Here is a 17,583-nt window from a genome sequence, read left to right on the forward strand (position 1 = left end):
GACCTACCACATACTGCCGAAGGCGTCTGCAACTGAACTCGCAGCATGGCCTGTTCATGCCGGGCCGCTTGCCTGGCTCACTGTGCACGGCGGCACCGGAATCTTCTGCTCACTGTGCAGCCGGACACTCCCCAAGGCGCGTTGCCGACCCTAGATTCGTGATGGAACGCACCGGTGCGTGCGTACAGCGAAAGAACCAGCCATGCCCAGTTGGGCTGGGGGACTCGCGCCCAGGAACGCTGCGGCGCCAAATTGCAGTGAGGTGGGGGATGAGCGTGGCGGGGTGCGTCAGCTGCGGAGTGGGGTCATGGGCGTCACCGCGCTGATTCTGTTCGGGGGACCGGTTGCTGTCGGAACGGCTGTGGGGTATCTCAGCGGTGGCCGGTTGAGCAGGATCGCAGGCGTGCGGCTGCGATGGCTGTGGCTGCTGTGGCTCGCGGCCGCTGTGCAGGTCGCGCAGCTGGCTACCGCCGGCCTTCCCGGCACTGCCGGACACCATCTCAGGGCACCGCTTCTTGCATTGGCCATTGCCCTTGCCCTCCTCTGGCTGGGCGTCAACGCGCGAGGCAGAACTTGGCCGTTGAAGGCGGGGGTGGGACTGGCACTCACGGGTGCCGTTCTCAATGCTCTGCCGATCGCCGTCAACGGCCGGATGCCCTACAGCATCTCCTCGGCGGCCGTCGCCGGGCTGCCCGCCGGGTCCCAGACTGCCAAAAACGTGCCAGCCGGGCGCAGCACCCGTCTGCTCGCCCTGGGCGACACCATCCCCCTTCCGCCTCTGCACGCCGTCGTCAGCATCGGCGACGTGCTCCTGGCGATCGCCGCGGCCCTGCTCGTCGCAACCGCCATGCACCACCCAGCCAACGCCGCTCGAGAAGGGAACCAGCCATGTCCCACACCCTCACCTGGCAGCGCCTGGCGCTGATTGCGTTCACCCTGGCCTCGGTCGCCGTCCTCCTCTACACCCTCGGCGCCCCCAACTACACCGGCGGCTGAGGACCCGCTGGCGGACACACTCCAACACCACCGACCTCAAGGAGCCTTCAATGCTTCGGATCATCCCCTGGCAGCGCCTGACGCTGACTGCGTTCACCCTGACCTCAGTCGCCGCCCTCCTCTACACCCTCGGCGCCCCCGGCTGGACCGGCGGCTGACTGATCCGCCGGCGGACACACACTCCGACACCACCGACCTCAAGGAGCCTTCAATGCTTCGGATCATCCCCTGGCAGCGCCTGACGCTGACTGCGTTCACCCTGACCTCAGTCGCCGCCCTCCTCTATACCCTCGGCGCCCCCGGCTACGTCGGTGGCTGACTGATCCGCCGGCCGATACTCCGAAAGCACCGACCCCAAGGAGTCGTTAATGCTTCGGGTCATCCCTTGGCAGCGCCTGGCGCTGATCGCGTTCACCCTGGCCTCGGTCGCCGTCCTCCTCTACACCCTCGGCGCCCCCGATTGGTCCGGCGGCTGACTGACCCGCTGGCGGACCACTCCGACACCACCGACCTCAAGGAGCCTTCAATGCTTCGGGTCATCCCCTGGCAGCGCCTGACGCTGACCACATTCACCCTGACCTCCCTCGCCGCCCTCCTCTACACCCTCGGCGCCCCCAGCTGGACCGGCGGCTGACTGACCCGCCGGCGGACACACACTCCGACACCACCGACCTCAAGGAGCCTTCAATGCTTCGGGTCATCCCCTGGCAGCGCCTGGCGCTGACCACGTTCACCCTGGCCACAGTCGCCGTCCTCCTCTACACCCTCGGCGCCCCCGGCTGGGGCGGCGGCTGACCAGTCGGCTTGCTGCACGCCCAGGCCCGCCCACGCCGAACGTTCCACCCCCGACACTGCCGACTTCGAGCGTGTCCGAGCTGCCTGCCTCTTCACCAGTCCACCCGGCGAGCCCGCCGCCGTCCCTATCACCGCCATGCGGCACCCAGCCGCCCCGATGACCGCCGGCGGCGTTCCCAACCCCGACCAGGAACCGGCATCCGTGACCTGGTCGTACTGACAGGCAACACTGAGCACGGCGGATGGCTGGTACGCCGCGTGCCGGTCGCGGGGTGTACGGGCCATTTGCCATGCCCGGGGACTGCGGTGGTGAGTCGTGCACGCCTCGGTATTAGCGGTGCGGGAGGATGGCGCGGCGACGATCCAGCGTTCGCGGCCGCATGCGACGCGGTCAGCGCCGCCTCGCCCCCGTGCGGGGTCAGCAGGGTCATCCGGTTCACTCCCCAGCGGGTGGCCCGGTTCCTTGAAGAACTGAGCGAGCCGGGGACCACCGTCATCGCGGCCGCCGCCGCCATCGGCGTGAGCAGCGCGGCGATCTACCAGCGGCGCGGCCGGGACAAGGAGTTCGCCAAAGCCATGGACGGCGCGCGGGAAGCCGCCCGACAGGCCGTCGCAGATCCGGCCTGCCCGGTCACCATGAGGTTCCCCTCCTACTGTGGAGACCGTGACCGGAGGGATAGTTGGGGTCATGGCATCCAGGAAGCGCATCTACGACGCCGAGTTCCGCGAGGGGGCGGTACGGATCGTGACGGAGACCGGGAAGCCGATTCCGGAAGTGGCTGAGGATCTGGGCATCCACCCGGGGACGTTGCACAGCTGGGTGTCGCGGGCGCGGCGCAACGGGTCGCCGTCGTCGGATCGGCCGGTGGCCGAGCCATCGCCCGGCGGTCGTCTTCGGGAGAGCGAGCGGTCTGAGCTGGAGCGGCTGCGGGCCGAGGCCGAGGAGAAGGACAAGCGCATCCGCGAGCTGGCATCACCAGCCGGGCGTTCGGCGGGTTGGCGAAGCTGCTAGAGGCGCTCAGGACGCACGACGCCCGCGTGGTGGAGCAGTTGGCGCAGCAGCAGGCCCCGAGCGCCTACCAGCCGGTCCAGAAGGCCGCGCATGGCTAGGAGAGCCGGGGCGAAGGGAACGGGTCCGGCGGGCCGTCGGCGCCCGCGCGGAAGCTGCTGAAGTTCTCCACGCCGCGCGACCCGTCGCAGTTGGCCGCGTTCATCAACCTGCGCGTCCTCAACCCCGAGCACGAGCACTGGCGGCGCGGTGTGGAGGCCGCCGTCATCTACGCCCGCGAACACGGCGACCTCAAGGTGCCGTTCACGTACCACGTACCCGGCCGCGACGACCAGGAGGTAGAAGCCGAGGGGTGGCCGGCCTCGCTCGCCGGGTTCCCCCTCGGGCAGTGGATCGCTGACGCCCGCCGCTTCTACGCCCGCGGTGACATGGACGAGGACCGCATCGAGCAGCTGGAGAAGCTGGGCATGGTGTGGTCGCACTACGACGTCGCGTGGGAAGAGGGCCTGGCCGCCGCGCGTGGGTGGGCCGAGGCGAACGGGCACCTGCTCACGCCGCTGGACGCCACCCACCAGGGCTACAAGGTGGGCATCTGGCTGAAGAACGCCAGGGCCGCCGCCCGCAAGGCGCAGGACATCGAGCTGCGGCGTGCCGAGGGCCTGCTGGTGGGATCGTCGGCCGGGGCGCTGTCGCAGGAGCGGCGCGAACAGCTGGAGGACATCGACCCGTCGTGGTGCCCCACCTGGCCCGTGGAGTGGCAGCGCGCCTTCCACCTCGTCCGGCTCCACGTGGAGGTCGGCGGTGACCTGCCGACCGAGCCCGGCGAGGTCCTGAACCAGGGCGAGGACCTTGGCCGGTGGGTGCGCTCGGTCCGGCTCGGCTGGCACAACCTCACCACCGTCCAGCAATGGATGTGTGAGCAGGTCCTCGGGATCGAGCCCGCGGCCGAGGACGAGAAGCCGCCCCCGCGCCGTACCCAGGCCGACAAGTGGGCGCTGGACTACGAGGCCGCCCGGCAGTTCTACGAGCGCGAGGGACACCTGCGCGTGCCGCGCAAGCACGTGGAGACCATCGTGGTCGGCCTCGACGGCGAGGCCCAGGATGAGCGGGAACTCCGACTCGGCGCATGGCTCAGCAACCAGCGGAGCAGGGCCGCGACGCTGTCGCCGGAACGCGTCGAGCAGTTCTCCAGCATCGACATGCGCTGGTCGTAGGACCTGACCACCGGGGGACACGTGACGTGTTCCGGGTCAGCCCGGGCGTTCGTCGCGCCGAGGGAACACCAGCGCTTCCGGGGCGGCCACCGGGGTCTGTCCTGGCGGTGTGGTCGGACGTGGGTCAGCAGCGCATCGTCCATTCGCTGGACGCTCCCCGACCGGCAGCCAAGCGGTTTTGGGCGACTTCCTGGCCGGGCGCGAGGCAGAGAGTGACGTCGCCCGTGTGGTCGCGCCCGCTGTAGACCTTGACGTGGTCCTTGACTCCGGGGCCGGACACGCCGTGGTTAGCCCAAGAGGTGTCCTTGTGCGACACGGCGCTTTCCCACTCTTCATCGTCGCCGCTGAAGGTGAACCGTTGGCCCGTGAAGTTCGGTCCGGTCCAAACGCAGAAGTACCCAGCGGGGCAGGCGGCGGCTGATGTGGCTGAGGCGGGGGCGGGGGCGGTAGCAAGAGCTCCGGCAGCAAGCAGCGCAGCGGCCAGAACGGCGGTCGGACGCTTCACAGGAAAGATCCTTCGGTCAGTGTCGAGATGAAGAGGAAGGGCTGCGGCGACGGCGCGCTCGTGCAGCCGCCGCTCGGTGACCCGCCCGCCGCCTCGGCGCGGACGACTGCCAGCGAGCGACGGATGCCCAGCCTTTCATTGATCACTACGGCATCGTCCACCGGCTCCGACCGATCATCAGCGTGTCGCGCTGAGCAGTGACCGGAACGAGTGTCGGACCTCCTACAGGGCTGACGAACCTCACCACAGCACGAGCTCGACTCCCGCCCGGCAGTGCCGGGGAACTCAGCCGAACGGCAGTAGTTCAGCCTTCGCCGTCTGGGTCTTCTGCGGGCGCCGGAGCTGCGGCTTGAGTATCAGCAGGTCCATGAACCGCTTCGGCGGCGGGTAGCCGCCTGACTTCCCGGTGAGGAACTGGCCGACGAGCAGGGTCCGTGCGGCCACCGTGGTGGCGCCAGCGAGAACGTCCTGCTTGCGGGACTCCCGCAGGGCCCGCAGCGCCGTCAGGTCGACCGCCTCCTGTCGGCCCGAGGCCGCATCGACACGCGTGGTCCTCCTTCTGGCCGTGGAAGGGGGCGATCATGCCGAGCACATGGCCCGGATCAGCGGCATTTGGGTCTGCCCGCTCGCCGCGCCCGCGCCCCGTCGGGGGAACCAGTCTGGTCGGGGTGCGGGCACGGGCTGGACCGTCAGCGGGCGCCGACCTCGATGGGGGTGCTCGGGCTGGTCTCACTACCCACCTGGAAGGTCAAAGACGTGCGGCCCGTGGTGTTCGGGCCGACGGCCTTGACGGCCACCCACGCGGTGGACGTGGAGGACTTGCCCGGCAGGGCCAGGTTGACCTTGGAGAAGGTGAGGGTCTGGCCGTCCTGGGACAGTTGTCCGATGAAGTTCTTCAGAGATCCGTCGGAGTCCAGCACGGTCAGCTGGTAGCCGGGGTTGCCTTCCTCCACGAACTGTAGTCCCATCCCTTGGGGCAGGCTGACCTGGACGGTCTGCTCGGGCACCGGCCCTTCGGTGGTCTCGAGACGCACCCCGGGATAGCCGACCGGGCCGCCGGCGGTCAGCCTGACGTCCGGCGGTCCGCCCGGGGCGACGGAAAAGCTGGCACTGCGGGTGGCGGTGTAGCGGAAGTAGACGCTGCCGATCTGGAAGGCGTCTTCCGGGTTGTCCGGGTTCCAGCTCAGGGCGCTTGTCTTGCCGTCGGAGGTGTTGGTGGACTGCGGCCAGACCAGGAACCGGTAGTACCCCGGCTTGTCGCCCTCATCCAGCAGGTTGACGGCGTCGAGGATTCGCTTGTTGCCGGTTCCGGCGTCCGCGTGGCCCTTGACGTAGAACTTGACCGGGGCAGGCGTGAGGTGGGACGGCGTGCCGTCCTCGTGCACCAGCTGGTAGTACACGTGGTCGCTGTTGTTGCCGGCCACGTTCTCCTTGCCCTGACGGGGGTTGACCAGGTCGATGATGAACTTGTCGGCGATGTAGCCGTTGTCCGACACGTAGCCGAAGCCGGCCTGGCTGTTGGGAGTCCCGCCCCAGCCCCTGTCGTAGGGCAGGCGGACGAAGGGGCGCCCGATCCGCCCGTTGGCCGGGTCGTAGGCGGGCCAGAGGACCTCGATCTCCACGTGGGTGGTGCGGGTCGTGCCGTCGCTGAGGCTGACCTTCACGCCGAGCTGGTACGTGCGGCTGTACTGGCCCTGCTCCGGTGCGGAATCGACGTTGAGGTCGCCGCGCAGCGTGAAGGTGATGACGTCGGAGTCCTCGAGAAACGTCAGGTCGATCACCTCGTATTCCTGGTCGATGCCCATGCGGCCGCGCGGCACCTCGACGGCGGTCCAGTAGGACTTGTCGTCCTGGCCGTAGTAGGCGTACTCAACCTTTGTGATCTTGATGCCCATCGGGACGCGGATGCGGCCGTCGTACCGGAACTCGGAGTCCCAGGTGGCGAACCGGTTCGCGTACCCGAGGGCTTTGATACCCGTCCATTCCGGGTCCGACGTCTGAGCGTCGACCGGTGATACCGCTGATACTGATGCAGGCATGTCAATCTCCCTTGCTTGGAAAAGCTGGCGTACTTCTGGTGCGGTTCGATAGGGAACGGAGGAAGGTCGGGGTGTTGGGCTGCTCGCAGGCACAACCCATCGCCGCGCCAGCCTTGGATGAGGGTTTCGGCACCTCTTGTGCCCTTGTTCTTCAACCTCCGCCTGCGTGGGAACGCGGGACAACTGCTGAGCAGCCGCCCCGCTGGGCTGTTCGGGCACAGCGGGGACCGTGTGACTGCCGGGTTGCTCAGATGACGTTGATGGTGGTGGAGGGGGAGAGTCGGTCGCCGACGGAGAATTCGACCCGGGTGGCGCCGGGTGGGGTGGCGTCGGAGGCGCTCACGGCGACCCACATGACCGATCGTGATCCGGCAGCGGGGGTTCCCAGGTCGACGTGGGAAAAAGTCAGCACCTGCCCGTCGTCGGAGAGGTTCCCCATGTACACGGTGGTGTTGTGATTGGCGTCCCAGACGGTCAGCTGGTGGTCGGGATTGTCCGGTGTGCCGAACTGCATGTTGAGGGCGTCCGGGAGGGCCGCGGTGACGGTTTGCAGGGGGATGGCCTGTGATCCGTTGTTGCGTACCTCCACGCCCGGGTAGACGGGTGCCCCTCCTCGTTCCGCGGTGACGGGGCCGCCGCCGGGTGTGACGTCGTAGGCGGGTGTGACGACGACCGTGGTGGAGGGGGAGGGCTTGCCTGCGACGGTGAAGGCCAGGCTGGTGGCTCCGAGCGGGGCGTTGTGGCCGGCGCTTACGGCAACCCACATCACCGCTGTGCCGGGCAGGTTCAGGTCCACGTCGGAGAAGACGAGCGTGGCTCCGTCCTCCGAGAGCTTTCCCATGTGCGGTGTCGTCTGCCCGGAGGGGTCTTGGACGGTCAGCTGGTAGTCGGCGAGTGTCTGCGTGCCGAAGAGCAGGCCGCGGTCGGAGGGAAGGGTGACCGACACCGTCGCCGGCGCAACCTCCACGTCGGAGTCGACGTGGATTCCCGGATACCCGACGGGCCCGCCCCGCGTCAGCTCCACGTCCGGTGGGCCGCCGGGCGTGAGTGTGAACTCCGACCATTGCAACACGACTTGGCCGTGGTTGTCCGCGTCACCGACGGGAGTCTGGTACAGGGGATCGTCCTTGCCGCCCGCCCGGGCGCCGTTGCCGGCCACGGTGCGTCCTGCGGTGACGCCAGGACCGCTCACAAAACTGCTGCCACCTCCACCACCGCTGCCCCAGTAGCCCTGTGAGGAGGCGAGGGTGAGTCCTCCACCGCCTCCCGCGTAGCCGGCGCCTCCACCTGTTTCACCGGCGCTGTAGCCCGCGCCCCCGCCTCCCCCCATACCCGGGATCGGCACCTGGCCCCCAGGAGCTCCGTTCACGTTGGGGCTGCCGTTCTGGCCGGTGTTGCCGCCACGCCCCCCGTAACTGCTGTCCGTGGAGCCGCCGGCACCGCCCGTCGAACCCGATGCTCCACGTGCCACCGTGCCGGTCCACCCACCCCGCGATTGCGACTGTCCGTCAAAACCCCTGCTGCCGCCGCCCGCCCCGCCACGCGCATCAATGAGACCCGGCCGCGTGCACGCGCCTCCTCCTGCGGCGATCAGCAGCGGCTGTCCCAGCCGCTGACTGAACAAACCGCTCATCCCGCCCCCACCGCGGCTTGCTCCCAGGTCGACAACGATCCGCAGGGTCTCCCCGGGGACGACAGCGATGTCCCCAGTGGCGAATCCGCCCCCGCCCCCTTGGTCGGCTCCGCGGCCTCCGCCGCCCCAGCAGCGGGCATTGACCGTGGTAACGCCGGGGGGAACCGTGAAGTCCTGGACGGCTCCGGTGTAGTCGAATCGCAGGATGTGGGTGAAGGGAGCAATCGGTGCGCTGATGGTCGGCGCAATGGCCGCACGTGGCTCGATCACCGTGACGGGTTCGGCGATGGGGAGAAGAGTTGCCTCGGTCAAGACGTGCCTTCCTTTCGTTGCAGGTCGACGGGACCGGTCGTGGTTTCTCTGTGCTCCGCGGCACCATGACGGCCGCAGGCGCGGTTCGTCCCCCGGAGCGCGGAGTCCTCCCCAAGGCTGTGGCTCATCTCGCCCACGTCGACGAGCGTGCCGATGGCGCGCTTGCGTACGCCGTTGGCCGTGCGCTTCATGGCCAGCGATTCGATGGCGTCGCACCAGGTGGCGATGTCGGGTGTGGCGCTCAGTTCGAGGGAGCGGGCTGCGGCCCGTTGCGAGGCGCGGGCCCAGTTGTCCGGGTCTTGCAGGGATGTCAGAGCGTCGATCCAGGCGTTGAGGTCGTCGCGGTAGGCGAAGATGCCGGCTTCACCCAGGGACTCGACGAGTCCGGGCGTGGGGTGGGCGATCACGGGGATGCCCGAGGCGAACGCCTCGACAGCGACGCGTCCCCAGGACTCGTACAGGCTCGGCATGAGCATCACCCGGGAGCGGCTGTAGACGTGTTCGCGCATCTGCTGCCCGGGAACGCCGTCGAGGACCTCGCAGTTGGGCAGCCGTGGTGGCGGCATGATCTGCTGCCCGTAGGCACCGCGGACGCCGAGGAACTTCCACTGCGGTGTCCAGGCGGCGATCTGCCAGAACAGCTCACCGCCCTTGTCCGGGTTGAGGTTGACCAGGGTCGCGCAGTCGCCGGGCTGCGTGCGGTACTCCTTAGCGATCACCGGCGGCCGGACGACGATGCTGTGCCGGGGCAGGAACTCGCGCGGGTAGCGGGCGTAGAAGATCTCGCCGTCCCGGCGGATCCACTCGCTGTTGTAGACGACGAGATCGGCACCCGCCGCATTGTGGAAGCTCGTGGCGAAGTTGTCGTGACAGATCACGGCCAGCGGGATGAGACGCTCCCGGGCGAGGCCGGCGACCAGGGGCACGTTCTCGTAGTGGGAGACCAGCACGTCCGCTGTGTGGGCGTGGGCGGCGAAGTCGATGCCTTCCTGGAAGGGAACGACCCGCACCCCGTCGATCTCGTAGGTCTTCTCGCTCCTTCCGGGATGGGACAGCCAGACCTCCACCTGGTGACCGCGCTCGGCCAGAGGCCGCAGCATCGAGTGCAGCATCCACTCCGAACCCGCGTTGTGATCCGGTGGATACCCGTACACCCGGGCCACGATGGACATGCGCCGCACGGTCGATGCCACAGTCAGTCGATACGGACGCAATGCCAGCTGGTCCACCAAGAAGTCCCTCCGGATCGGGTGTGCCGCGAGAGCGCGCAATCAGCCGGAGCGCGTGGTCTGCCCGCTCCGGCCTCGCTTCCATTCAGCCCCGACACACGGCTGCGGAACCAGTGCCTCCGCGCGAAACCACCACTACGTGTCCTGCCGACGTGCGGCATGAAACGCCCAGCTCACAGGCACTCTGGCTCGCGCCGGTCGCAAACAGGCCAACCGCCGCCCCCGCATCAGCCACCCAGCGCCGGCAGCAGGGCGCGTGGGTACCGGACGGCGAGCTGTGCCCGCGTTCTTTGGCCGGTGATGACGTCCGCGGGCATCGTCGGTGCGCACCGCGACATCGAGTGCGCGGCATCGGGTGCTCTCAGTGGCCCGCCTCCCGACCGCGGTGGGGGCCGGGCTGCCACGGGTGGTATGCCTCCTGGTCGTTCTCGCGTACGGGATGCGCTGCGTAGGCATCGTGCGGGTCGGCGTAGCGGTCCGCGCGGGCGCGGGAGTCGTCGGCCGCCTTGGTGAACGCCTCCTGGAGGCGGCGCAGCCGCTCGTCCGTGAGATCAAGGACTTCCACGTCCGTGCGGGACTCCCGCAAGGCCCGCAGGGCCGTCAGGTCAATCGCCTCCCGGGTTCCGGCCTGTGCCTCCTGGTCGCCGTGCTCGGGGTCGCCGGGCCGGGGTGCGAGCAGTTGCTCGGGCATCGCCGCCTGCTGGTGCGCGACGACGTCGTACGCCCGGCCCCGCACGGCGACGGTGGTGCGCAGCTTCTCGCGGACCACCGCGCCGACGAGGACGGCCCGCTCGTACTGCAACGGAATGCGGGGTATCTCCCACTCCCCCGGCTCCAGCTCCGGGGGAGTGGGGCGCGGCCGGTGTGCCCAGTCCGGCCGGGGCGCCGACGGCGGCCTGCCCGGCGGCGAGAACGTCGGCCGGCTCGCCATCGAGCAGGGCCAGGTCCGGCTTCGGGCGCAGCAGTGCGAACAGGGCCTCATTGACCGCCATCGGGTGTGAAGCGCCGCTGCGTCCCGCGCCACGGGCCGGCCCGCCCATCTCCCCCACCGGCCGCCCCAGCTCGTAGGAGGCGGCCTTCAGGCCCATCGGCGTGAGGTTGCGCAGGGTGTCCCCGCCCGAGGTCTTCCCGCCGTTCTCCACCAGGCCGTGCTTGCGCAGATCGGAGACCGCCCCGAGATGCGCAGCGGTGCGGGCCTGCTTCCGCTCCGACGGCTTGGCCTTGTCGGTGTGCCGGTAGCTCATGTGCGGGGCTGAGATCTGCTGGATCTGTTCGACGGTCGCGACCTTCAGCACACCGAGCACGCGCAGCACGTCGCCGCGCAGGTTGTTCGTCGACCCCGCCGGGTTCGTCTTCCGCTTCCCCGCCATCAGCCCCGCTCCCTCCCCGTCGTCTGTCGCGCGCGGCCACCGGCCGGGCGCCGGCCGCGCCCGGCCGCAGAGGGCATCCGGCCCCCGGACCCGATGATCTCCTCCACCACGGACATTCCTCTCAAGTTCAGGAGGAGAGAAGAGGGCTGTGACGACGCAGCGTGCGGCCGTATCTGCGTGGTGACCTGCGGGCTTTCCGTCCTGCTCGATGCCGGGCACCAAAGTGGGTTCCACAGTGGCGTCCCAAGTGCGCACCGCAGGAGGCCGGGGCGGCTTGCCCGGTGCTGGTCGGGCTCATGGCCGGGGCGGGCGCGCCTGGCGCCTGCCGGTGGTCGGTGCGTGGTCATCGCGGTGGCTCCTTCGCTTCGGACCGCCCCTTTGGTGGGCGGTGATCGAGGCAGCAGCGTGCAGGGAACCCCCTTGTCCGCGATCTGACGGCGGCCGGTAGCGAGCGTGGTCCAGGGGAAACGCGGCGGTGGTCGGGGCGGTAGCCGACCTGGACAAGGGCTCACGGTCGGGCTCGTGGTCGGGCCGACCATGGTGGACAAGGGGCCGGGTTTGGCCCTGGCAGCCCGATTCATCCCAATCACGGCGGGAGGGAAGAGAGTTCTCCGTCCTCTGTCCACAGGCCGGCGGGCCGACCCCGCTGGGGACCTCGCCGTGATCGGCACGGCAACCGTACGTCAGGAGCTGCCCATGTCCCCGATCGTTCCCTCGCTGCCCCCGCACCTGGTCCAGCTCGGCTTCGACTACGTCCTGGCAGTGGAGACCGGAGACGACGCCGCTACGGCGCGGCTCGCGCCCGAGGTGCAGCAGCTGCCGGGGCTGCTGCCGGGCATCGCGGAACCGATCGTCTTCCCCGTGACTGCGTTGCCCGACGACACCTGATGGCGATCCGCGAGTGAGCCACGCACTCCCCGCGGCCGCCGCGCCGGGGATCGCCCGCACCATCACGCACGGCTCTACAGGTGCTGCGCGATGAGCAGATGGAGCGAGCCCGTGCGGTGAGCTGCTCAGTGCAAGACCAGCGCCCATGCTCACCGCGATCAGCTCGGGTTGAAGCCCAGGCCTTTAGAGGTGGCGCAGATAGGCGTGGTGGGGCTACCCAGACGTAAGACAGGCACAGGTCTTGGTGATCACTGAGTGGTTCAGTCGGCCATGACGGAAGCACGGGCACAGGTCTCCCCGGTGATGACAGAGCGTCGCAACTCCATGACCGCCAAGACCTGTGCCTGTTCTGCTGTCGGGATACCACCACCGCGCCTATCTGCGCAGCCTCTAACACGGATCAGTCATGGCTTTCGTAGCGACACGCAGCCAGCGGAGGGTGAGCAGGCGTCAGCAGTTCATCCGGGAGGGCTAATGGTCATTCAATCTGCCTGGTCTTCGAGCCGCTTCACATTCTGACGGTGCGCCAGGCAGGGCCGTATATACCCCGGTCGGCCCCCTGCCGCACAGCTTTCGATATGACCCGATATGACAGCTATGAGTACTTTTGGTCGCAGTCGGCTGACGAGCCGACATCTCCGAGATATCCAGACAGGAGAAGCGACATGAAGCTCGCTCGTTCCACCATGGTGACCGCAGGTCTCTCGTCCGCCGCGGCGCTCGTCGTGACCGGCATCGCCTACGCCTCGGCGGCCTCCGCCCCGGCACCCCAGGCGGTCCCGGCTGCCGCCTCGGCAGCACCCTTCGGCGGCGACTCCGGACAGAACAAGGCCAACAACAACCGAGGACAGGGCAAGGGCAACGAAGGAAAGGGCAACGAAGGCCGGGGTGAAGGCCGACGCGAGGAAGGCCGGCGCCACGAGGACAGAGGCCGGATCGAGATCAACGAGCGGTCCTACTCCGCCCATCCCGGCGACTGCATCACCGTCGTCAGCGGCCTGGGCGCCAAGACCCTCAACATCCGCAACGAGAGCCACAAGCGTCTCGAGGTCTTCCGCGGAGCCGTCTGCGACAACGGCGCACCCATCGCCACCGTCGGCCCCTGGAGCTCCTCCGACGGCGTCTGCCCGACGATCACGGACGAGGACGAGAAGAAGAACGGGAACGAGAACGAGAACTGCGAGGAGCGCGAGAACCACGAGAACAGCAAGCACGACGAGAACAGCAAGCACGACGAGAACAGCAAGCACGACGAGAACAGCAAGCACGACGAGAACGGCAAGCACGAGGAGAACGGCAAGCACGAGGAGAAGGGCGAGCGCCACGAGAAGGGCGAGGACGGCGTGAAGGTCAAGAACGGAGTCATCGCCAGCTTCCGCGTGGTCTGCGACCACGACGACCGCGGTGACCGCGGTGAGGGCGGCCGGGGCGGCGAGGGCGGCGAGGGCGGCCGGGACTGACCCCGAAGCCGAGCAGCCCAACACGGGGCCCCGGCCCGCCGGAATCGGGCCGGGGTACTCCCATTTCATTGTCCGACAACCCACGCGCCATGCGCGCACCACCGGCCCGGACACCAGACATCACACCCCTGGTGCCCGGGCCGACGCTCTTTCCCTTGTTGGTCGATCCACCTGGGGATATCCGTCCCGAACGCTTCCCGCGGGCACATCTGAGCACGCCCTCGCCAAACGTTTTCCCTCCCGGCGTTTCCACCGCCCCGAACGGGTGAGAAAAGGCGCTGGCGGAACGGACGAGGACGTATGCACGGACACGGGCGCAGGCGGCCCATCACCGCCCGTACGATGATCGCGTGACAGCCCGGCCGAACCGGCCGAGCACCACCTCAACGCGGTGCACGAGGCGCACGACGCCGTGAGCTCCTACGAGCGGCGATCGGCGCGAGTATCTGGTGCTACGCCAGCTTAGGAGCAGGCGACGAGGTCGCAGTCGAACTTCACTGCCAGCGCGGAGGGGGTTCCGTCCGGCTTGCTCCACGCTGTGCCTCGGCCTGTTCCGGGATCGGCAGCCACGGCGGCGATCTCTTTCGTGGTGCACTTGTCGTCCTGGAACAGGTGAGCCCTCTGGTTGGTCGCGTTGGTGACCCTGACGACCAGGTAGGGGAACTTGATGCACCTGCCCGACGGCGGATTGTTCATCTCTCCCGTCCTGCTGACCGAGTTCTCGAAGACGAACCGGCCGTTGGCCGCGTATGCCGGGGCTACGCCCGCAGTGGTGGTCAGCAATGCCGCGACGGGCAGCGCGAGCAGGATGCTCATGCGATGCTTCAACGGCCCTCCCCCTCTCGCCGTACTCACGTGTGTGTGATCTCGATCTGGGTGTGGCAGTTCGGGCTGGGGCTGATGTCTCCGGTGTGGAGGACCTCGCGGTTGCCGATAAAGGCGCTGGCCGCGAACTGCCGGACGTCGGAGCACGGGCCGAGGTCAAAGCTGGCCGTGGCACCTGACACGACATGGCGTTGGGTCTGCAGCCGAATGACCGGGTCGCTGAAGCGCGCGACGGCGAGGTCGACCTCGTCCAGTCCGAAGCCGGAGTGGTTGACGACATCAACTCGGTAGTTCGGTGCGTCTGCCGGGCGTCCAGCAGAGGCCGGCGAGACGGAGGCGAGGGTCGCGGCGAGTACCAGTGAGGCTGCGCAGACCGCCTTGCCCACGCGCCTCATCGGGCCTTCCGGTGCATTTCGAGCGCGCCGGTGTCTCGGATGGTGACGATGTCGTCACAGCCGACTGGATCGGCGTCGACGTCGCCGGTGGTGAACTTGCGCTCGCCGCCCACGAGGCCGCTGACCGCGTACTGCTTGACGTCGGAGCATGGCCCCAGGTCGAAGATGACCACGCTGGAGGCTGGCACGTTGAACTGGTGGAGGATCTGGGTGACGGGCGTGCTGTTGCGCGTGAACGCCAGAGCGATCTCGTCGAAGTCCTGGCGGGAGAAGTTGTCTACCTCGACTTGGTAGTTCTTCTCCTGGCGCATCGTTGTGTGCGGGGCTGTGGCCGAGGCCGCTCTCGTCTGGGCCGCGTGCCCAGCGGCCGGAGTCCCCGCCAAGGCGGCGAGGCAGACCGCCGTCACGGCCATTGCGCGCTTGAGGATCGAAGGTCGCATGTCTTCTCCCTCGAAGAGACAGCGGGGCCAGCCAAGCCGCCCCCCTTACTGTGCGTAGCGAATCTATCGCTCTATGAGGTTGACCAGCTAGGCGCCCGATCGGGTGAATGGGCTGCCAGCCAGTGCCTGCCCCGGGGATGCCTCGATCAAGGTCGGCGGGCGTGCGTCGAGGCCTCCCGGGGGGAGCTGGGAGAAACGACGCGGCGCTGCCCGGAGGCTGCCACACACGGACGCCAGCCCCAGGGATGCCCTCGCCTGGCCAGACGGAAGATCACATGCCCACGGGGCGAACGGCCGGGCCGCGGCGTGTGGAAGAAAGGCCGCGACGTCCTGGCCTCCAACGACGCGAACGCGCCCGCGTCCGCAGTGAAAAAGGGATCCGCTGGGGTGGCAGACCATTGCAACCCGCAGCCTGACCACGAACCCGGCGAACCTACGCGGTCACAGCACTAGTAGGACTCCGTTAGGTCTGTCTGCCTGCAGTGTTCAGGGGCATGAGGACTGCGTGGACGCACATGAAGTCAATCGTGTTCGGGCGGAGTTGGCGATATTCGTGGCGGATGTGTTCTCCTCGGTACCGCGGAAGGACCAGCGGGCCAAGGGCGACTGCTATCTGCGGGGACTGATGATGGACGGTCGCCGCAAGTCCATCCAGGCCATGGCCTCGCGGTTGCCGGACGGCAACGAGCAGAACCTGCAGCAGTTCGTGAACCAGTCCACGTGGGATCCGGTGCCGGTGCGGCGGAGGATCGCCGAGCGGCTGGTGCCGCAGATCGGCCCGGACGCCTGGGCCATCGATGACGTGTCGTTCCCCAAGGACGGCAGGATGTCGGTCGGGGTTGCTCCCCAGTACTGCGGTGCGCTGGGCAAACAGGCGAACTGCCAGGTCGCGGTCAGCGTGCACGCGGTCTCCGACACAGCCTCATGCCCGCTGAACTGGCGATTGTTCCTGCCCAAGGAATGGGCCGAGGACACCGTCCGGCGACAGCGGACCGGCGTGCCCAAGGACGTCGGGCACCGGGAGAAGTGGCGCCTCGCCCTGGACGCCCTGGATGAACTGGCCACCTGGCAGCTGGTGCCGCCGGTCGTGGTGGCGGACGCCGGCTACGGCCAGAATGCCGACTTCCGCGCCGCCCTGGCCGAGCGGGAGATCCGTTACGTAGTCGGCATCCGCGCCGATCTGACCGTCCAGCCCTGGGACGCGCTGCCCGATGCCCCCGCCTGGTCCGGCAACGGCCGGCGGCCGGTGCCCCGCTACCGGCAGCCACCCGTGCCGGTAGCGGAATTGGCCGCGGCCGCCGGACCGGAAGCCCTCAGCGAGGTGACCTGGCGGGAAGGCTCCCGCGGCCCGATGACCTCCCGCTTCCTCACGGTGCACGTCCGGCCGGCCGGGGTGCGCCCGCGACGGCTGGCCCAGCAGGCCGCAGTGGCCCAGCACGGCCGGTGGGACGGCGTCCTGCCCGAGGTGCAGCTGCTGGCCGAATGGCCCGACGGCGAGGACCAACCGACCCGCTTCTGGCTGTCCGACCTGCCCGATGACACACCGGTCCCGGAGCTGGTCCGCCTGGCGAAGATCCGCTGGCGCATCGAGCACGACTACCGTGAACTCAAGCACGGCCTGGGCCTGGACCACTTCGAAGGCCGCTCCTGGAACGGCTGGCACCACCACGCCACTCTGGTCACCGCCGCCCACGCCTTCCTCACCGAACAGCGACTGACCCCAAAAGCCGACACAGCGGACTCACCCTCTACCAGATCCTCGACGCCCTCCAGGACCTGCTGAACTGCTGGACCGGCATCTGCACCACCTGCCACCGACCACTGCCCAGCAGGACCACGCCAAGATCAAGACAGACCTAACGGAGTCCTACTAGATCGAACCCCTGGTTCGCCCTCGGGCACTCCAGCGTGGTGGTCGTCATAGCCGCGCTGGTCGCCGGGGGCGCCAAACTTGCTGACACCCTGATGAACGACAGCTCCCGAACCCACCAGTTCCTCGGCACCGTGGGCACGACGGTCACCGGCAGCTTCCTGTACCTCATCGCCGCCCTCAACCTCGTCGCGCTGTTCGGCATCTTGCGTGTCTTCAAGACCATGCGCACCGGCCGCTACGACGAGGCGGAGCTGGAGGCCCACCTGGACTCGTGCGGCTCCATGAACCGGATCCTCGGCCGGCTCACCAAGTCGATCTGCCGCCCGGCCAGATATTCCCGCTCGGTTTCCTGTTCGGGATCGGCTTCGACACGTCGACCGTCCGCTACCGCCTCGGCCCCGACCACCGCCACTACCTCATCTGCACCGAATGCGGCCTGAGCCGACCCGTCGACTCCGGCCCGGTGGAGGACTGGGCCGACACCGTGGCACGGACCTCCGGCTTCGCGAACGTCCGGCACACGGTGGAGCTGTCCGGCATGTGCTCGGACTGCGACCGACGGCATGCGGCGGCCGAACGGCACTGAACGCGAGCACCGGC

At 68.7% G+C, this 17,583-nt stretch carries 17 protein-coding genes and 2 pseudogenes; 9 read left to right on the forward strand and 10 right to left on the reverse strand.

Features of this window, described 5'->3' with window-relative positions; all coding sequences use genetic code 11:
• The first annotated feature begins 307 nt into the window (after window positions 1-307).
• From GQF42_RS01710 to GQF42_RS01720, 3 genes are all read left to right on the forward strand, one after another.
• Entirely contained in the window at window positions 308-925 is a 618-nt protein-coding gene (locus GQF42_RS01710) for a DUF5317 family protein (RefSeq protein ID WP_158917013.1), read from the forward strand.
• 1,554 nt (window positions 926-2,479) lie between these two features.
• Complete coding sequence (locus GQF42_RS01715; RefSeq protein WP_158917015.1) at window positions 2,480-2,803, forward strand: transposase; 324 nt, start codon at window positions 2,480-2,482, stop codon at window positions 2,801-2,803.
• A gap of 188 nt (window positions 2,804-2,991) precedes the next feature.
• Window positions 2,992-4,014: a helicase associated domain-containing protein gene (locus GQF42_RS01720; RefSeq protein WP_375999850.1), complete on the forward strand. Its 1,023-nt coding sequence runs from the start codon at window positions 2,992-2,994 to the stop codon at window positions 4,012-4,014.
• A gap of 124 nt (window positions 4,015-4,138) precedes the next feature.
• On the opposite strand, the gene GQF42_RS01725 is transcribed toward GQF42_RS01720, so the two are convergent.
• The 7 genes from GQF42_RS01725 to GQF42_RS01755 form a co-directional block, all read right to left on the reverse strand.
• A complete protein-coding gene (locus tag GQF42_RS01725; RefSeq protein WP_199272539.1) occupies window positions 4,139-4,519 on the reverse strand; it encodes a peptidase inhibitor family I36 protein in 381 nt (126 codons plus the stop codon).
• Window positions 4,516-4,680, reverse strand: coding sequence for a hypothetical protein (locus tag GQF42_RS01730; protein WP_158917017.1), 165 nt, complete (start codon window positions 4,678-4,680; stop codon window positions 4,516-4,518). Before GQF42_RS01730 ends, GQF42_RS01725 begins: the two co-directional genes overlap by 4 nt.
• A 124-nt stretch (window positions 4,681-4,804) precedes the next feature.
• Complete coding sequence (locus tag GQF42_RS01735) at window positions 4,805-4,963, reverse strand: hypothetical protein (protein WP_158917019.1); 159 nt, start codon at window positions 4,961-4,963, stop codon at window positions 4,805-4,807.
• 245 nt (window positions 4,964-5,208) lie between these two features.
• Window positions 5,209-6,558 carry a hypothetical protein gene (locus tag GQF42_RS01740; RefSeq protein ID WP_158917021.1) on the reverse strand — a complete coding sequence of 450 codons (1,350 nt, stop codon included), beginning with the start codon at window positions 6,556-6,558 and terminating at the stop codon, window positions 5,209-5,211.
• Window positions 6,559-6,805: 247 nt separating this feature from the next.
• Window positions 6,806-7,750, reverse strand: coding sequence for a hypothetical protein (locus GQF42_RS01745; protein ID WP_158917022.1), 945 nt, complete (start codon window positions 7,748-7,750; stop codon window positions 6,806-6,808).
• Window positions 7,751-8,499: 749 nt separating this feature from the next.
• Window positions 8,500-9,675 (reverse strand): glycosyltransferase family 4 protein, encoded by a 1,176-nt coding sequence (locus tag GQF42_RS01750; RefSeq protein WP_158917024.1) that lies wholly within the window; start codon window positions 9,673-9,675, stop codon window positions 8,500-8,502.
• 418 nt (window positions 9,676-10,093) lie between these two features.
• A complete protein-coding gene (locus GQF42_RS01755) occupies window positions 10,094-10,534 on the reverse strand; it encodes a hypothetical protein (RefSeq protein ID WP_233273178.1) in 441 nt (146 codons plus the stop codon).
• Window positions 10,535-10,538: 4 nt separating this feature from the next.
• Here GQF42_RS01755 and GQF42_RS01760 point away from each other — a divergent pair, with 4 nt between their 5' ends.
• The 3 genes from GQF42_RS01760 to GQF42_RS45410 all read left to right on the forward strand — a co-directional run bounded on the left by GQF42_RS01760 (window position 10,539) and on the right by GQF42_RS45410 (window position 13,450).
• On the forward strand, window positions 10,539-10,733 hold the full coding sequence (locus tag GQF42_RS01760) for a hypothetical protein (RefSeq protein WP_158917026.1): 195 nt from the start codon (window positions 10,539-10,541) through the stop codon (window positions 10,731-10,733).
• Window positions 10,734-11,798: 1,065 nt separating this feature from the next.
• The gene (locus tag GQF42_RS01765; protein WP_158917028.1) at window positions 11,799-11,990 is read left to right on the forward strand and encodes a hypothetical protein; all 192 of its coding nucleotides are present in this window, start codon (window positions 11,799-11,801) and stop codon (window positions 11,988-11,990) included.
• A gap of 665 nt (window positions 11,991-12,655) precedes the next feature.
• Entirely contained in the window at window positions 12,656-13,450 is a 795-nt protein-coding gene (locus tag GQF42_RS45410) for a hypothetical protein (RefSeq protein ID WP_233273179.1), read from the forward strand.
• Window positions 13,451-13,912: 462 nt separating this feature from the next.
• On the opposite strand, the gene GQF42_RS01775 is transcribed toward GQF42_RS45410, so the two are convergent.
• From GQF42_RS01775 to GQF42_RS01785, 3 genes are read right to left on the reverse strand one after another with little or no spacing between them, the layout of a single operon-like run.
• Entirely contained in the window at window positions 13,913-14,266 is a 354-nt protein-coding gene (locus tag GQF42_RS01775; protein ID WP_158917030.1) for a hypothetical protein, read from the reverse strand.
• 35 nt (window positions 14,267-14,301) lie between these two features.
• The gene (locus GQF42_RS01780; protein ID WP_158917032.1) at window positions 14,302-14,670 is read right to left on the reverse strand and encodes a hypothetical protein; all 369 of its coding nucleotides are present in this window, start codon (window positions 14,668-14,670) and stop codon (window positions 14,302-14,304) included.
• Complete coding sequence (locus GQF42_RS01785) at window positions 14,667-15,110, reverse strand: hypothetical protein (RefSeq protein WP_158917034.1); 444 nt, start codon at window positions 15,108-15,110, stop codon at window positions 14,667-14,669. The genes GQF42_RS01780 and GQF42_RS01785 overlap by 4 nt, the downstream gene beginning before the upstream one ends.
• Window positions 15,111-15,615: 505 nt before the next feature.
• Between GQF42_RS01785 and GQF42_RS01790 the strand changes: the two genes are divergently transcribed.
• From GQF42_RS01790 to GQF42_RS47130, 3 genes and pseudogenes are all read left to right on the forward strand, one after another.
• Window positions 15,616-16,893: an IS701 family transposase gene (locus tag GQF42_RS01790; protein ID WP_158917036.1), complete on the forward strand. Its 1,278-nt coding sequence runs from the start codon at window positions 15,616-15,618 to the stop codon at window positions 16,891-16,893.
• Between the two features lie 98 nt (window positions 16,894-16,991).
• Window positions 16,992-17,362 (forward strand): annotated as a pseudogene (locus tag GQF42_RS45415) (HoxN/HupN/NixA family nickel/cobalt transporter); the annotation flags it as partial.
• Window positions 17,342-17,455, forward strand: a pseudogene (locus GQF42_RS47130) (hypothetical protein); the annotation flags it as partial. The pseudogenes GQF42_RS45415 and GQF42_RS47130, both read left to right, overlap by 21 nt.
• Window positions 17,456-17,583 lie beyond the last annotated feature (128 nt).

Origin of the sequence: Streptomyces broussonetiae (genome assembly GCF_009796285.1) — a bacterium.
GTDB classification, from domain to species: Bacteria; Actinomycetota; Actinomycetes; order Streptomycetales; family Streptomycetaceae; genus Streptomyces; species Streptomyces broussonetiae.

Excerpts from the sequence above, each read along its gene's own strand:
- GQF42_RS01710 (WP_158917013.1), top strand. The coding sequence starts at position 308 with ATGGGCGTCACCGCGCTGATTCTGTTCGGGGGACCGGTTGCTGTCGGA.
- GQF42_RS01715 (WP_158917015.1), top strand. The coding sequence starts at position 2,480 with ATGGCATCCAGGAAGCGCATCTACGACGCCGAGTTCCGCGAGGGGGCG.
- GQF42_RS01740 (WP_158917021.1), bottom strand. The coding sequence starts at position 6,558 with ATGCCTGCATCAGTATCAGCGGTATCACCGGTCGACGCTCAGACGTCG.
- GQF42_RS01750 (WP_158917024.1), bottom strand. The coding sequence starts at position 9,675 with ATGTCCATCGTGGCCCGGGTGTACGGGTATCCACCGGATCACAACGCG.
- GQF42_RS01760 (WP_158917026.1), top strand. The coding sequence starts at position 10,539 with ATGCGGGGTATCTCCCACTCCCCCGGCTCCAGCTCCGGGGGAGTGGGG.
- GQF42_RS01765 (WP_158917028.1), top strand. The coding sequence starts at position 11,799 with ATGTCCCCGATCGTTCCCTCGCTGCCCCCGCACCTGGTCCAGCTCGGC.
- GQF42_RS45410 (WP_233273179.1), top strand. The coding sequence starts at position 12,656 with ATGAAGCTCGCTCGTTCCACCATGGTGACCGCAGGTCTCTCGTCCGCC.
- GQF42_RS01775 (WP_158917030.1), bottom strand. The coding sequence starts at position 14,266 with ATGAGCATCCTGCTCGCGCTGCCCGTCGCGGCATTGCTGACCACCACT.
- GQF42_RS01780 (WP_158917032.1), bottom strand. The coding sequence starts at position 14,670 with ATGAGGCGCGTGGGCAAGGCGGTCTGCGCAGCCTCACTGGTACTCGCC.
- GQF42_RS01785 (WP_158917034.1), bottom strand. The coding sequence starts at position 15,110 with ATGCGACCTTCGATCCTCAAGCGCGCAATGGCCGTGACGGCGGTCTGC.